A 15,290-nucleotide genomic window follows, 5' to 3' on the forward strand; every position below is an offset into this window, starting at 1 on the left:
GGGATAACATGTGCACAAGACCCTACTTATCCACCGTCTGCCAACAGGGTGTGTGGATAATAAACAGCTTATTTACAGATGCTTATAGGAGTTTTTCACAATCCACAGGACTTATCCCGATATCCACAATCCACAGCCCGGGACCGATGTGGATTGTGGGATTCTTGGGGGATAGTTATCCACCCTTATCCACCAATGCTTAGGTGGATAATAGGGCTGTTAGGGCGGCCGGACTACCAAAAAAAGATGTCCGCAACTTCTCCACGCGTTATCCCCATGTTTCCCCATCCTTATCCACAGGTTATGCGTGCAGATGCTGCAAACGTGGAAAACTATGTGGATTAGCGCCGGTCAGGGGTAACAAAAAGCCACTGGCGCCACCCAACCGCCGTTTTATGCTGTGGATATCTTTCAGGCCCGCTTCCTATATAGCGCGAAATAGGATTATGGACAGCCAACAACTCATCGGAAGCCGACCGGGCCCGCTGGCCGAGCTGGGGTAGCAGCCCCACCAACCCATGAGCTAATACGGCCTGCCAGACAGGGATGCGGCCTGCCTACTTCGGCCTACCGGTTCGGCCCCAACGCAAAAGCCCGAATCCAGAAGACGGATTCGGGCTTTTGCGTGTATGAAGCTATAAAGGGTGGCGTCAGAAGCTCAGCGTCTCCACGTTGTCGAAGTTGGAGCGGATGGTAATGGGCTTCGGAAAGAGGAACACCGGCTCGGGGTCCGCCTTCAGGTCGGGGTCGCCGCCCTGCCAGCGGCCGTCCTGGTTGCTGTCGATGAGCACGCGCAGGCGGTAGGTGGCCGGCGCGAGGTTGTCGAAGCGGTAGCTGCCTTTGGGCGTATCGAGGCTCGACAGCACCAGGCCCTTTTCGTCGAGCAGTTGCACCCAGTAGCGCTTGGCCGTGGTTTGAACGGGGCCGCTAAGCGTGCCGGTGGTCGTCTGGTCGACTACGCGCAGCTTGAGCGGCTGCAGCCCCAGCAGCCGGCCCGTAACGCTCTGGATGGCGGTGCTGTCGAGCAGCAGCGTAATGGTTTTGCGGGCTTTGGTGTCGAGGTTGACGCTGAGCGTGGTGCGGTCGGGGCTGAGGCTGCCATCCTGGGGCAGGCGTAGCGGCCGGCGCTTCAGCGAGTCTTCTACCAGCGTACCAATGGGCTTTTTGGGGTCGATGCGGATAGGCTCGGTGAACACGAATTTCACCTGGCCCTGACGGTACACTTCCTTGGGGCTGCCCTCTACGGTATACGCTGGCACTGGCTTGGGAGCCTTGGCGGGCGGCTCGGCAAATTTCACCGCAATCGTGTCGCGGGCCACGTTGCCGGCGCTGTCGGTGGCGGCCAGCAGGTAGCGGCCTTCAGTGAGGGCGGCCGTACGGTACAACACGGCCGTGCGGTTGCGCTCGGTTAGCTGCACGGCCTCCTGCAGGGCCGGTGGCGGCGCGGTGGCACTGCCCAGCGGCGCGAGTGTAGCCGTCAGCAGGCCCTCGTTGTAGCTGATGCGCTGATCGGTGGGCGCGCTTTTTTGGGTGGTGATGAGGGGGCGGCGGCTGTCGGGCTTGGTCAGCACGAAGCGCAACGTGTCGGGCCGGGGGCCCACTGTCAGCAGCTCGCCGCCGGGCCGGTAGGCTACTGCTTCGGGCTCCTCGTAGCGGTTTGTCTGGTTTTTGTCGGCCAGCGCGTAGGCGCGGTAGCGGCCTTCTTTCAGGTAGCGAAACGCAAAGCTGCCCTGCTTATCGGTACGGGCCAGGTAGGTGGGCACGCCCCGCCGAATGTCGGAAGTATCGGCCTCGGGGTAGAGCAGCACCGAAACCCCCTCGGCCGGCTGTTGGCTCAGCAAACCCACCACACTGCCCCGCACCGCGCCCGAATCGAGCTGGGCCCCGGTGCTGAAGCTGACCGATACGTTGGCCGCCTTGTTCTTCTCGGTGATGTCGCTGATGGCGTCGCCGAAGTTGAACGAGTAGGTGGTGTTGGGCCGGAAGGGCTGCTCGAAGGTGAGCGTAATGGAGGTGCGGTCTTCGCGGATTTTGTAGGTATTGGCTGGGTCGAGTACCGGAGCTACAAGCAGATTCTTGGCCAGGTCCGTCAGCTGCACCTGCTCCGAAAACTCCAGCCGCACGCTCTGGCCCGTTACGTTGCGGGCCCCGTTGGCAGGCGTAGAGCTGACGAGCTTGGGCAGCGTCGTGTCGCGGGCACCGCCCTCGGGCGAGCTGATGGCCGCGCAGCCGCTCAGGGTTCCGGCCGTAATCAGAAAGAAAGCGATGCGCATTGCAGGGTGTACAGATGGAAAAGGGTACTCGGATTTTGAGAACGGGGAGGAAGGAAACTAATTGCAGCAAATGCTACTGTCATGCTGAGCGGAGTGCAACGCAGCCGAAGCATCGCTACCGCTTCGTTGAATGACTGCTACGAAGCGGTAGCGATGCTTCGGCAAGCTCAGCATGACGTTCTGGTTGTCGGCATTGGCCTTCTGCTTTACCCTCCCCTACCGCTTGCGGGCGACGTACATCACGCTGCTGTACTGGCCCTCGTGGCGGGCAGCATACTGGTTGGAGTTGTAGCCGGTTTTCAGCACCGAAAGCAAGCCTCCGCGCTGACTGCCGCGGTGCTTTTCGCTGAGCATGCTTACGTAGTAGGCATCCAGCGGCATGGGCAGCTCCTGCTCTACCTGCAGCTTGTGCTTTTTAAGCAGCAGCTTCATGGTTTTGGGGCTGAAGTGGTAGAGGTGCCGCGGCACGTCGTAGGCGGCCCAGTCGGGGCCGTAGTGCTGGGCGTCGAGGCTTTCCACGTTGGGCACGGCAATAACCAGCAGCCCGCCCGGCCGCAGCAGCCGGATAAGCTGCCGGAGCGTGTCGTTGAGCTCGTGCACATGTTCGAGCACGTGCCAGAGCGTTATAGCATCAAATGAAGCCTCCTGAAAATCGACCAATCCGGCCAGACCGATGGACTGGCCTACCCGTCGGCTGGCCTCAGTGCGGGCTCCGGCGTTGGGCTCCCAGCCGGCTACCTGCCAGCCGTCGGCCTTGGCGGCGGCCAGAAAGTGGCCCGTACCGCAGCCATAATCGAGCAGCTTGCCCCCGCCGGGTACCAGCTTGTTCAGCAGCCCCACCTTGCGGCGCATGGTAAACACGCGGGCTACCTTATATGCCTGGTTGATGAGCCCACCCGCCCCGCTGTTGTGCGACACATACTCATCCGACTCGTAATAGCGCCCGATATGCGCCGCGTCGGGCCGGGGGTTGGTGAACTGGAACGTGCAGGCCGCGCACTGCTGAATGGCGAAACTCTCGCGGCTCACCGATTTATCCTCCACCACCAGCTTGTTGCGCAGCTCCGTTTTGCCGCACACCGGGCAGGTATCCAAACGCTCGTAAATCACTGATTCTTGCTGATTAGGTTGATTTCGCTGAGTGCAACGACCGGGTTAGGTCGGGGTGCCAGCTGTAAGACGAAGGTACAAAACCAAACCGGCCGCCGAATCGGAAAGAAACGGCGGCCAGTTGGCAATACTATAGGAGAGGCTGAAAAAGAACGGTCATTCTGAGCGGAGGCGCAGCCGGAGTCGAAGAATCTCTACCACTTCGTTGCCAGTCGGCTGAGTCACTATTGCGGTAGAGATGCTTCGACTCCGGCTGCGCCTCCGCTCAGAATGACCGTTCTTCTGGTTTTCGGTTCACGTTCTACCGGCCCAGGTACACCATCAGCACCGACACATCGGCCGGGCTGACGCCGCTGATGCGGCTGGCCTGGCCCAGGGTTTCGGGCTGAATTTTGAGCAGCTTTTCGCGGGCTTCGTGCGAGAGGGCGGGCATGGCCTGGTAGTCGAGACGGCCCTGAATAATGAAGTTTTCCAACTCCTGCATGCGGGCAGCCTGCTGGTGCTCCTTTTCCAGGTAGGCCTCGTACTTCACCAGAATTTCGGCCTGCTCCAACGCGTCGGGGCGGTAAGGCGCTAGGGCCAGCGCGAGGCCGGGCAGAGCGGCGGCCAAAGCCGGCAGCTCCACGCCGGGGCGGCGCAGCAGGTTTACGGCCCGGGTTTTCTCGCTGATTTCGGCCGAGCCGATTTCCGTGAGCCAGCCGTTGATGTCGGCGGCTTCGATGCCGAAGTTCTTCAGCAGCTTAGCTACTTCCTTGGTCTGCTGCTCTTTTTCGCGCACTAGCTGCATGCGCTCCTCCGAGGCCAGGCCCAGTTCGTAGCCCAGCGGCGTCAGGCGCAGGTCGGCGTTGTCCTGACGTAGCAGCAGGCGGTGCTCGGCGCGGCTCGTGAACATGCGGTAGGGCTCGTCGGTGCCCTTGTTCACGAGGTCATCAATAAGCACGCCGATGTAGGCCTGGCTGCGCGAAAGCACAAATGGGGCCTCGCCGTGCACCTTGCGGTGGGCGTTGATGCCGGCCATCAGGCCCTGGCAGGCGGCTTCCTCGTAGCCGGTAGTGCCGTTTATCTGGCCCGCGAAGTACAGGTTGGCTACCCGCTTGGTTTCCAGCGTGAGGTGAAGCTGCGTCGGCGGGAAGAAGTCGTACTCGATGGCGTAGCCGGGGCGGAACATCTTGGCATTCTCGAAGCCGGCAATTTTGCGCAGGGCGCGGTATTGCACGTCTTCGGGCAGGCTGCTCGAAAAGCCGTTCACGTACACTTCCACCGTGCTCCAGCCCTCGGGCTCCACGAAAATCTGATGGCGGTCCTTGTCGGCGAAGCGGTTGATTTTGTCCTCTACGCTCGGGCAATAACGCGGCCCCAGCCCCTTGATGCGCCCTTGGAACATCGGCGACTTCTCGAAGCCCTCCTTCAGGATTTCGTGCACTTCGGGGTTGGTGTAGGTGATGTAGCAGGGCCGCTGCTTGGGCAGCGCGGGCGTATCGAGGTAGCTGAACTTGCCGGGCACCTCGTCGCCGGGCTGCTCCTCCATCTTGCTGTAGTCGAGGCTGCGGCCATCTACACGGGGCGGGGTGCCGGTTTTCATGCGGCCCGCCTCGAAGCCCAGCTCCAGCAGCTGCTCGGTGAGGCCAGTGCTGCCCTTCTCGGCCATGCGGCCGCCACCAAACTGCTTCTCGCCGATGTGGATGAGGCCGTTGAGGAAAGTGCCATTAGTCAGCACCACCGACTTGGCCCGGAAGTCGATGCCGAGCTGGGTTTTCACGCCCACGCACACGCCGTCTTCCACCAGCAGGCCCGTTACGGCCTCCTGCCAGAAGTCCACGTTGGGCGTCTGCTCCAGCGCCAAACGCCACTCCTCGGCAAAGCGCATCCGGTCCGATTGCGCCCGTGGGCTCCACATAGCGGGGCCCTTGGAGCGGTTCAGCATCCGGAACTGAATCATGGTTTTGTCGGTGATGATGCCCGACATGCCGCCCAGCGCGTCCACTTCGCGCACAATCTGCCCTTTGGCCACGCCGCCCATGGCCGGGTTGCACGACATCTGGGCGATGGTGTTCATGTTCATGGTAACCAGCAGGACTTTGGAGCCCAGCTTAGCGGCGGCGGCGGCGGCCTCGCACCCGGCGTGGCCCGCACCCACCACTAGCACATCGTATTCTTCTTGCTGAAACATAGTTGGTTAATCTGTCTGCGCCTGAAAGAGTTCAACGCAGATTGACAGCCGCAAATTTACCGCCTTTTTGCTAGCGGTTGGCTTCCATGAGCGACGTAGGGGCGCAACTTGTACCTGCCCGCAGATGCACCGCTTCAACTTATTCTGTTCTGCGGCCCGAACGGCGGGCGGGAACGACCGAAGGACAGCGGCGCTAAGCCCCGTCCTTACAGGCTCAGCGCCGCGTTCTGGGCGTCCACCCGCTCCCAAGAAAACGGGTGCCACTCCTCGCGCAGGCAGTCGAATACTTCGGTGGCAGCCGGGCAGGGAAACAGCTTGTAGTCGAATTTGGGGTAGCCGTGGACTACGTAGCCGGGGTAGTAGTGCGTGTAGTGGCGGCGGCGGGCTTCCTCCATTTTCAGCAGCATCAGCATTTTGCCGGGGCTGAATTTGCGGTAGTCGGGGTCGTAGAAGTTCATGATGCCCGCCATCGTCCGTTCGCCGGCATCGAAAATGCCGGCTGCCACCAGCCGGCCCGCCTCGCGCACTTCCAGCACTTCGGTCTGGAACACGTTGTGGGTGGCCCCGTTCAGCAGGAAGGTTTCCACCGTGTCGGGCGCGTCGAAGGTGATGCTTTGGCGGTAGCGGGCGTAGAGTTCCTCCAATTCGTTTGTCAGCTCGAACGGCCGTAGCTGAAGCGTGAACCGCTCGGCCTGGCGCAACAGGCGGCGCTGGGCGGGGCCATACTTCACCTCCGCCAGCACCATGCGGAGCCAGTGCACCGTGTACACCTCCTCTCCCACCGGCAGAAACAGGCAGGTGAACAGGTCCTGGTGCATGCGGTAGTAGCCCTGGCTGAGGTAGAAATCGAGGGCCCGGCCCGGAATGACAAGCGGCGGCGTAACGGACATATGGGGGTGCCGGTAGAACAAAAAACGCCCGCGTTTCGGCAGGCGTTTTCAAATCAAATCAAAGGAAGATTAAAACGTGCGGAGCAGCAGGCAGTCGTCTTCCTTTTTGCGCATAGCAGTCTGGCTGAGCAGGTCCTTGTCGGCGTAGCCGAGCAGATGCAGCACACCGTGAATCATCACGCGGTGCAACTCGTCGCGGAAAGTAACGCCGTGGACAACGGCGTTTTCGCGCACCCGGTCGACCGAAATAAAGATGTCGCCTTCGAGGATGTCGGCGTCGTCGGCATTGTCGAAGGTAATGACGTCGGTGTAGGTGTCGTGGTCGAGGTACTCCACGTTCACCTTATGCAGATACTCGTCGGAGCAGAAGATGTAGGTGAGCTGCACGATTTCGTGCTCGTGCACTTCGGCCACGCGCTCAATCCAGGAGGTCAGTTCGCGGGCGTCGTCGAGCTCAAAATCCACCTCTTCCACCATAAACTCGATGCCATGCGATTCGGCATCGGGTCCCGGCTCATCTAATGCATCGAACTCGGTGGGCAGGTCGCTCATGGCAGCCGAAAACTGGAGATTGAAAAATTCAGGCAAAAGAAAAGCAGAACCAGCCGGGTTGAAACCTAGTGGGCAGCCGGCGCCTCGGCCCCATTGATGGTCGAATGGCGCTCTTCAGCCTCTCCATCGGCCTCCGAACCGGGCAGCAGGAAGGTAAGCAGCACATGGCGGCCGTCCTTGTTGAACTCCACTTCATCGGCGAGGTGGCGGATGAGGAAGATGCCGCGGCCTCCAGGATTTTCGATGTTTTCGGGTGCTGTGGGGTCAAGCAGGTTGTCGTAGTCGAAGCCGGCGCCTTCATCCTCAATCTCAAACCGTACCCGATCGGCCTCGACCTGAAGCGAAAGCAGCACGTTTTTATCCTTGTCGAACTTGTTGCCGTGGCGGATAGCGTTGTTGACGGCCTCCGTGACGGCGACCATAATGTTGCCGTAAATATCGTCGTCGATGTGAAATGTATCCTTCGAGTTGTCGATAAAGCTCTCCACTACGCGGATGTTCTCAACGAGCGAAGGAATTTGAATTTTAACCTGCTTCATACGGGGTAAAAAAGAGAAGGGCGGCGGGTAAAGGGTAAAAATAGCAGAACGCTACTTCATTTGCTGAAAATACTCGCTCACCTTGCGCTGATAGTAGGGGGTGAGGGTGGGCGGTACGGCGCGAAGTAGTTCGGTCTGACGGGTTTGCTGACGCTGGTACTGCTGGAAAGCGGGTGGAAAAACAGGTGGTCGTTGCTGAGCCGTCTGGGCTTCGCGCTTGTCGTCCTGGTCACGTTCGCGGGCCGATTTCTCGGCTTCGAGCAAACGGGTCAGGATTTGGCGCTGACGCATGACCGTCTGCTCCGTTAGCCGCTTGTTTACGAGGTCGGTTTCGGTTTGTTCCATCATTTTCTTGATGTCGCCGAGGCCACCGGCACCACCCTGGCCCTGGCCGTCCTTGTTCGAGCCAGGCTTGCTACCGTTGGGCTTACCCTGCATGCGCTCCAGTTCCTGCATGGCCTGGCGCAGCATCTGCTGCTGGCCGGCCAGCTTGGCCAACTCCTCGGACAGGGCCCGGCCGGTTTTGCCGCTCTGCTGGAGCTGCTGAATCTGTTGGTTGAGCTGCTGCTGCATACGTCCCATCTGGCCCTCGCCGGCCGAAGAGCCCTTTTTCTTCTTGCGGCCCGGCTTGCCACCGCCCTGCATCTGCTGCTGACTCTGGCTTTCGCGCTGCTGTTGCTGCATCTGTTGCAGGGCATCATTAAGCATCAGAGCTAAGTTGTTCATGCTAGTCATGGCCTGCTGCTGGGTGCTGGTGGCGCGGCCCACGTTGCGGTCTTTTATGTGGCCCAGGGCCTCATCCATCCGGCCGTTCATCTCGCCCACCTCGCGGGTTACAAAGCTCTGAATCTGGGAAACGCGGTTGGCCAGCGCGTACAGCGAATCCTGCACCACCCGGGCGTCGTCCTTGAGTTTACGCTGGGTCTGGCCGAGCTGCACAAAGCGCGGGTCGCTCTGGTCTACCTGCCGGAACTGCTGCATCAGGTTTTCCTCATCGAAGCTGAGCTTGAGCAGATTTTCGAGGATGTTGCGCAGGTCGTCGATGTTTTCCTGCTGCTGGTCGGCTTCCTCCTGGTCCATCTGCTGCTGCATCTGCTGGGCCATCTGCTGCATCTTCTGGGCGGCCTGGCGCTGGCTCTGGCTGGCTTTCTGGTTTTGATTTTTGCCCAGCTGCTGCTGGCTCTGCTGCTGCTGCTCGTCTACCTGCTGCTGCTCCTGCTTCATCTCGTCGGCCCCGTTTTCGCCGTCGAGCTGCTTATCCATTTCCTTGAGGTCTTTGAGGTCTTCCTTCACCTCCTCAAACTTCTGCTGCTGCTCGGTCTGCTGGTTTTTAAGGTCTTCGTTCTTGGCTTTCTGCTGCTCGTTGCTGAGCTTGTTATCGGGGTTCTGCTTGTCGTTCTTCTCGGTTTGCTCGGCCAGCTTCTGCTGCTCCTGGGCCAGCTGCTGAAGCTTTTCGAGGGCCTGGTCCTGCTTCTGCTCGAACTGCAGCTGCTTGAACATTTCGAGGGCGCGCTCCAGCTCCTTCTGCAGGGTGTTTTCCTTGTTTTCGAGCTGCTGCAGTAGTTTCTGGATGTCGGGCTGGTTTTGGTCTTCCTGTTGCTCCAGCAGCTTGCGCAGCTCCTCATACAGCTTCTTGGTTTCGGGGTCGAGCAGGTCGTCCATCAGCTTCTGCAGCTCCTTGGCCTTCTCGGCCAGCTCCTCGTTTTTCTGGGGGTCGAGCTGGTTTTGCTGCTCCTGTAGCTGCTCGAACTGCCGCTTGAGGTCTTCCAGGGCCTGGTCCAGTTGCTGTTTGCCCTCCAGCATGTCCTTGAGCTGCTTGCGGTCCTGGAAGTTGAGGTCGCGCTTCACTTTCAGCTTGTCCTGGGCTTTGGCCAGCTCGCGCTCCATTTTCTTCGATTCCTGGGCCGCCTGGCTCATCTGGCTTTGCATGGCCTCGCTCTGGGAAGCCAGCTGCTGGCGCTGCTCGGTGCGCGAGGGCAGCCGGAATTCGGCCACCCGGCTGCGGCCCGGCTTGGCGCCGTTCACGCCGTCGTTGTCCCAGGCCTGCACAAAGTATTCGAGCCGGTCGCCGGGCTTCATATTCAGCCGGCGCACGTCCCAGGCGTAGGCATAGCTCTGGCTGGGGCCCGCGCCCAGCGGCAGGGCACGGGTCTGGTAGGCGGCGTTGGGGGTATTTTTGCCGAGGATGCGGTAGTGTAGCTGCAGGCGCGAGAAGCCGTAGTCGTCGCGTAGGTTGCCGCCCAAAGCCAGAAACTGGCGGGCTGTGGTATCCTGGAAACTCTCCAGCGTTACTTCGGGCACGGCGTCGGCCAACACGGTCAACTGGTACTCAATAGGGTCGCGGTTGGGGCTAGCGGCGTTGCGCAGGCGCACGGCGTAGTTCTGGCTCCGGCGGGCCCGGCGGCGCACGTAAAACTGGCCGGCGGCAGCCTCATCGGGCGTGGCGGCCACGGTTTCATTGGGATTTTGGAAGTGGAGCTGCAACTGGTCGGTGGCTTCGGTCTGGAACTCCCAGCGCAGCTCCGTGCCCTCGGGCACTGTAAGGTTGCCGGTGTTGCGAATCGTTTCGTTGGGTCGGCCCACGTAGGCCGGGTACACGGCCCGAACGGCGAAGTCGCGCAGGTTGGGCCGCGCCTTCACTTTCAGCTCATATTCGTCCGACGAAAAGCCGGCCGCTGCCAGCTGGAAGTCCACGTTCCGGCGCAGCTGCCGGAAATCGTAGCGGAAACGGTTGCCGGATTCGCGCGTCAGGCGGCGCTCCTTGCCCTCATACTGTATGCTGATTTCGTTGGGCAGCACCTCCCCTTCCACCGTCACATTCAGGCTGAAATCTTCGCCCTTGAACGCTGTGAGGCTTTTATTCTCCACCACGAACGTAAACGGCGCGGGCGGACTATACTTCTGGTTGTAGTTGAGAATGCGGCCGGTGCCCTGCACGAAGAAGGCCGGGTAAGCCAGCAGCAGCACCGCCACCACGGCCGCAGGCACGGCCACGTACTTCCACAGCGGCCGGCTCTGGCGCTGAATATCAATACCCCGCGAAAACTCGACGCCCCGCAGCTGCCCGGCCCGTTGCTCCAGGCTGGCGGCCAGCAGCGCATTTTCCTGGGCCTGTCCGCGCAGTTGCAGCGCGTTCAGCAGCTTGTCCTGCACCTCCGGAAACAGTTCGCCTACCCGACGGGCAGCCTGCTCGTCGCTCAGCATGCGGCGCAGGTGCGTAAGGGCTGCCAGCGGCTGCCAGATCCAGCGCACGAACGCGTACACCATGCCCCCCACAAACCCGAACAGCAACCCGGCCCGCACCCAGGTGGGCAGGTACAGGAAGTATTCGAGCAGGCTGAATACCAGGAACACACTCAGCAGCAGGCCGCCGGCCACTAGGGCCCCGCGCACCAGCAGGCTGAGGTAAAACTTGCGCTTAAACGCATCGAGCCGGCCCAGCACCTCGTCCAAAGCCCGGGTCGTCGCGGGGTCTTGCTCCACTCCCATAAACGTATCAGTAAGCTGCTAACTATCAGCTACTAGCTGTTAGCTTTGTTCTGGCTGACAACAAATTACACGGTCTTTTGTGCAAGAGACGCCAGTTTGGTCTTTTAGCTGCCCAATTCAGGTCCGGGAAAGATACAACTTTCACTCCGTCAGGCAGTGCAAGATGGACAACGGAAACGGGGTAACAGGTTCCTTTTTGCTGAGTTGTCGGTCGATGGGTTCCTGCTCTGAAAAAGCGCCAACCGCTACCAGCGCTGCGCCAACAGTTCAACATAGGCGTACCTTTGGCCACTTCCTAATTTGTTTCTCCCGGCTCGTGCCCCGACTGTTAGCCACGGTATTATCGGCGGTGTTTCATCCGTTGCTGGTGCCGCTTTATCTGTTCTACATCGTGTGCTACCAGCTGCCGGGCGTAGCAGCGCACCCGGTCCTGCCGGGCCGCGGGCTCGTGTTGGCCCTGGTGGCCGCCGGCACGCTGGGCCTGCCCGGACTGGGCACCGCCTTACTCGTGTGGCTGGGCTACGCCGATTCGGTGGAGCTGCGGCAGCGCCGGCAGCGCACCGCGCCCCTGTTGCTGGCCGCGCTCAGCTTCGGTGCTACGGCCGCGTTGCTCCACCAGTCTCAGCAGCCCGACTCGCTGCTTTTCCAGATGATGGCGGGCATGACACTGGCCGTCCTGCTGACACTGCTCATTACGCTCCGCTGGAAAATTTCGGCCCATGGTGTAGGCATGGGCGGCGCGTTCGGCCTGCTGTTGCTCCTGAACTTCGGCGGCGCGGCTGGCGCCCCGGGGGCTTGGTGGCTGGTGGGCGGCGCGGTTTTGGCCGCCGCCGTAAGCCACGCCCGGCTGGTGCTCGATGCCCACACGCCCGCCCAGGTGTGGGCCGGGCTGGCGCTTGGCTTGGGCGTGGCGTTAGGTATCGGGGCCGTAAGCGCGCTGTAGAAAGTTTACGTTGCTGCCCCGGCGGAACGGTAATTCGGTCGTATCAGCAGGCAGGGAATACGAAAGCCCCAGCGGGGCGACACAACGGTTGAACGATTGGTGTCGCCCCGCTGGGGCTTTAACGTCGGATAGTTGCTGGTTGCTACCGGTATGCCGCCCCGCTGGGGCTATGGGTAGCAGTTTTTTGATACTTCGAAACCTCCAGAAATCAACTAGAAAAACCACCAAAAAGAGAGGTCCCGCAACAACCGTTGCGGGACCTCTCACATACATTCTAAGCTCTAAGCTCTAAGCTCTAAGCTCTAATACGACGGGCCTTTATCAGCCTGCACGAGCTGCTCTTCGGCATCCACGTACTCATCAATCGAGGTGCAGGAGCAGATGAGGTTCCGGTCGCCGTAGGCCGAGTCGATGCGCGAGACGGCGGGCCAGAACTTGTAGGCGCGGGCGTAGTCGGTGGGGTACACGGCCTGCTCGCGCGAGTAGGGGCGCGTCCAGTCGTGTACGAGCACGGTGGCCGCCGTGTGCGGGGCGTGCTTGAGCAGGTTGTCCTTGGCGTCGGCGCGGCCTTCCTCTACCTCCCGGATTTCCTCCCGAATCTTCACCATGGCCTCAATGAAGCGGTCCAACTCCTCCATGCTCTCCGATTCGGTGGGCTCCACCATCAGGGTGCCGGCCACCGGGAAGCTCACGGTGGGCGCGTGGAAACCGTAGTCCATCAGACGCTTGGCAATGTCTTCTACCTCGATGCCGGACTTCTTGAACTGGCGGCAGTCCAGAATCATTTCGTGGGCGCAACGGCCGTTCGAGCCGGTGTACAGCACCGGGTAGTGCTCCTCCAGCTTCGCCTTGATGTAGTTGGCGTTCAGAATGGCGATGCGCGTGGCTTCAGTCAGCCCCTCGCCGCCCATCATGTTGATGTAGGCGTAGCTGATGGGCAGAATGCTGGCCGAACCCCACGGAGCCGACGACACGGCACTGGCCGTGCGGCCATCGGCATCGACCAATACGTGGCCGGGCAGGAAAGGAGCCAGATCGGCTACTACGCCGATGGGGCCCACGCCGGGGCCGCCGCCGCCGTGCGGGATGCAGAACGTTTTGTGCAGGTTCAAGTGGCACACATCGGCGCCAATGGTGGCGGGCGACGTGAGGCCCACCTGGGCGTTCATGTTGGCGCCGTCCATGTACACCCGGCCGCCGTGCTCGTGAATGGTGGCGCAGATGTCGATAATGGTTTCCTCGTATACGCCGTGCGTGCTGGGGTAGGTCACCATCAGGCAGCTCAGCTTGTCGGCGTGCTGGGCGGCTTTGGCCTTGAGGTCGGCCACGTCGATGTTGCCGTCTTCGGTGCTCTTTACCACAACCACCGTCATGCCGGCCATTACGGCCGAAGCAGGGTTGGTGCCGTGTGCCGAAGCCGGAATCAGGGCCACGTTGCGGTGCTGGTCGCCGCGGGCATCGTGGTAGCCTTTAATGGCCAGCAGGCCGGCGTACTCGCCCTGGGCACCCGAGTTGGGCTGCAGGCTTACGGCGTCGAAGCCGGTTACCTCGCACAGCCACTTTTCCAGGTCGGCAAAGATTTCGGCGTAGCCCTGGGCCTGCTCGCGGGGCGCGAACGGGTGCAGGTTGCCGATTTCGGGCCAGGTAACCGGAATCATCTCGGCCGTGGCATTGAGCTTCATGGTGCACGAGCCGAGCGCAATCATGGAGTGGGCCAGACTCAGGTCCTTGTTTTCGAGCTGCTTCATGTAGCGCAGCATCTCGTGCTCGGAGTGGTGGGTGTTGAAGATGGGGTGCGTCAGGTAGTCGCTCTTGCGAATCAGCACGTCGTCCCAGTTCACTTCCTGCTCAGCCGGCAGCTCCACGGTGGGCGCGTTCTGGCCCAGCACTTTGGCAAACACGGCCACAATGTCCTGCACGTCGGCTAGTTCGGTGTTCTGGTTGAGCGAGATGCCCACCTGGTTCTCCCCGAAATAACGGAAGTTGATACCCGCCGCTTCTGCCTCCTTTTTCACGGCGCTTTGCAGCTCCGCGCTTTCCAGCCTGATGTCGAGGGTGTCGAAGTAAAACTCATTCTGCTGCTCCAGACCCAGCTCACCCAGGGCGCCGGCCAACACTTGAGCCTGCACATGAATGTTGCTGGCAAACTGGCGCAGGCGCTGCGGGCCGTGGTACACGGCATACATGCCGGCCAGCACGCTCAGCAGCACCTGAGCGGTGCAGATGTTGCTGGTGGCCTTTTCGCGGCGGATGTGCTGCTCGCGGGTTTGCAGCGCCATGCGGAAGGCTTTGTTGCCCGCCGCATCAATGCTCTGGCCGATAATCCGGCCCGGAATGACGCGCTTGAACTGGTCGCGGGTGGCCAGGAAACCGGCGTGCGGTCCGCCGTAGCCCATCGGCACGCCGAAGCGCTGGGAGTTGCCCACCACGGCATCGGCACCCATCTCGCCGGGAGGTGTGAGTAGCGTCAGGGCCAGCAAATCGGCGGCCACGGTCACGAACAGGTTATGTTCGTGGGCCTTCGTGATGAAATCGGTGTAATCGTATACCGCGCCGTCGGCGGCCGGGTACTGCAGAATAGCGCCAAAAAACGACTCGTCGGTGAGGTCGGCGGTGCGGTGGTCGCCAATCACGAGCTCAATTTCCAGCGGCGTGGCACGGGTGCGCAGCACGTCGATGGTCTGGGGCAATACCTGCTCCGACACGAAGTAGCGCTTGGCCGTTTTGTTCTTGCGCAGCGAGTGGAACATGTGCAGCGTTTCGGCGGCGGCAGTGCCTTCGTCGAGCAGGCTGGCGTTGGCAATGTCGAGGCCCGTCAGCTCCATCACCATCGTCTGGTAGTTGATGAGGGCTTCGAGGCGGCCCTGGGCAATTTCGGCCTGGTAGGGCGTGTAGGCGGTGTACCAGCCCGGGTTTTCGAGGATGTTGCGCTGAATAACGGCCGGCAGCTGGGTGGGGTGGTAACCTAGGCCGATGTAGTTCTTGAACAGCCGGTTTTTCTCGGCAATGCCCTTGAACTTGGCCAGGAAAGCCCGCTCGGTGAGGGCCGTGGGCAGGTTCAGCGGCTTTTTGAGGCGGATAGCGGCCGGCACGGTTTCGTCGATGAGCTGGTCTAGCGACTCGACGCCGACAACGCGCAACATTTCGGCTACGCCGGCGGCATCGGGTCCGTTGTGGCGGTCCACAAACACATCGGCGGGCTTGGTCTTCAGCAACATAAAGGGGTGGATGAGGGTGGCAGCGAAAGGCTTGGGTAGTAGCTCCAACAAAGGTAGCGCGAAAAGGCTTCACCCTTAAACCGATAAGCGGGCAAAAGTTTGCTGC

9 protein-coding genes are annotated in these 15,290 nt (G+C 61.2%); 1 reads left to right on the forward strand and 8 read right to left on the reverse strand.

Annotation, left to right across the window (positions count from 1 at the left end; all coding sequences use genetic code 11):
• Positions 1 to 650: 650 nt before the first annotated feature.
• The 7 genes from J7E24_RS03940 to J7E24_RS03970 form a co-directional block, all read right to left on the reverse strand.
• Positions 651 to 2,273 (reverse strand): Ig-like domain-containing protein, encoded by a 1,623-nt coding sequence (locus J7E24_RS03940; protein ID WP_215135321.1) that lies wholly within the window; start codon positions 2,271 to 2,273, stop codon positions 651 to 653.
• A gap of 216 nt (positions 2,274 to 2,489) precedes the next feature.
• Complete coding sequence (locus tag J7E24_RS03945; RefSeq protein WP_215135323.1) at positions 2,490 to 3,383, reverse strand: class I SAM-dependent methyltransferase; 894 nt, start codon at positions 3,381 to 3,383, stop codon at positions 2,490 to 2,492.
• 301 nt (positions 3,384 to 3,684) lie between these two features.
• Positions 3,685 to 5,553: a tRNA uridine-5-carboxymethylaminomethyl(34) synthesis enzyme MnmG gene (gene mnmG, locus J7E24_RS03950; protein ID WP_215135325.1), complete on the reverse strand. Its 1,869-nt coding sequence runs from the start codon at positions 5,551 to 5,553 to the stop codon at positions 3,685 to 3,687.
• A 206-nt stretch (positions 5,554 to 5,759) separates the two neighbouring features.
• Complete coding sequence (locus J7E24_RS03955) at positions 5,760 to 6,443, reverse strand: GNAT family N-acetyltransferase (RefSeq protein WP_215135328.1); 684 nt, start codon at positions 6,441 to 6,443, stop codon at positions 5,760 to 5,762.
• Between the two features lie 69 nt (positions 6,444 to 6,512).
• Positions 6,513 to 6,995: an rRNA maturation RNase YbeY gene (gene ybeY, locus J7E24_RS03960; RefSeq protein WP_215135330.1), complete on the reverse strand. Its 483-nt coding sequence runs from the start codon at positions 6,993 to 6,995 to the stop codon at positions 6,513 to 6,515.
• Between the two features lie 65 nt (positions 6,996 to 7,060).
• Positions 7,061 to 7,534: an ATP-binding protein gene (locus J7E24_RS03965; protein WP_215135332.1), complete on the reverse strand. Its 474-nt coding sequence runs from the start codon at positions 7,532 to 7,534 to the stop codon at positions 7,061 to 7,063.
• 51 nt (positions 7,535 to 7,585) lie between these two features.
• The gene (locus J7E24_RS03970; protein WP_215135334.1) at positions 7,586 to 11,023 is read right to left on the reverse strand and encodes a DUF4175 family protein; all 3,438 of its coding nucleotides are present in this window, start codon (positions 11,021 to 11,023) and stop codon (positions 7,586 to 7,588) included.
• 316 nt (positions 11,024 to 11,339) lie between these two features.
• On the opposite strand from J7E24_RS03970, the gene J7E24_RS03975 reads away from it, so the two are divergent.
• Positions 11,340 to 11,966 (forward strand): hypothetical protein, encoded by a 627-nt coding sequence (locus tag J7E24_RS03975; protein ID WP_215135337.1) that lies wholly within the window; start codon positions 11,340 to 11,342, stop codon positions 11,964 to 11,966.
• Positions 11,967 to 12,268: 302 nt separating this feature from the next.
• Here the strand turns inward: J7E24_RS03975 and gcvP are convergent, their stop codons facing one another.
• Positions 12,269 to 15,184: an aminomethyl-transferring glycine dehydrogenase gene (gene gcvP / locus J7E24_RS03980; RefSeq protein WP_215135339.1), complete on the reverse strand. Its 2,916-nt coding sequence runs from the start codon at positions 15,182 to 15,184 to the stop codon at positions 12,269 to 12,271.
• Positions 15,185 to 15,290 lie beyond the last annotated feature (106 nt).

Source organism: Hymenobacter sp. ISL-91, assembly GCF_018613725.1.
GTDB lineage: Bacteria > Bacteroidota > Bacteroidia > Cytophagales > Hymenobacteraceae > Hymenobacter.

Excerpts from the sequence above, each read along its gene's own strand:
- J7E24_RS03955 (WP_215135328.1), bottom strand. The coding sequence starts at position 6,443 with ATGTCCGTTACGCCGCCGCTTGTCATTCCGGGCCGGGCCCTCGATTTC.
- J7E24_RS03965 (WP_215135332.1), bottom strand. The coding sequence starts at position 7,534 with ATGAAGCAGGTTAAAATTCAAATTCCTTCGCTCGTTGAGAACATCCGC.
- ybeY (WP_215135330.1), bottom strand. The coding sequence starts at position 6,995 with ATGAGCGACCTGCCCACCGAGTTCGATGCATTAGATGAGCCGGGACCC.
- J7E24_RS03970 (WP_215135334.1), bottom strand. The coding sequence starts at position 11,023 with ATGGGAGTGGAGCAAGACCCCGCGACGACCCGGGCTTTGGACGAGGTG.
- J7E24_RS03940 (WP_215135321.1), bottom strand. The coding sequence starts at position 2,273 with ATGCGCATCGCTTTCTTTCTGATTACGGCCGGAACCCTGAGCGGCTGC.
- mnmG (WP_215135325.1), bottom strand. The coding sequence starts at position 5,553 with ATGTTTCAGCAAGAAGAATACGATGTGCTAGTGGTGGGTGCGGGCCAC.
- gcvP (WP_215135339.1), bottom strand. The coding sequence starts at position 15,184 with ATGTTGCTGAAGACCAAGCCCGCCGATGTGTTTGTGGACCGCCACAAC.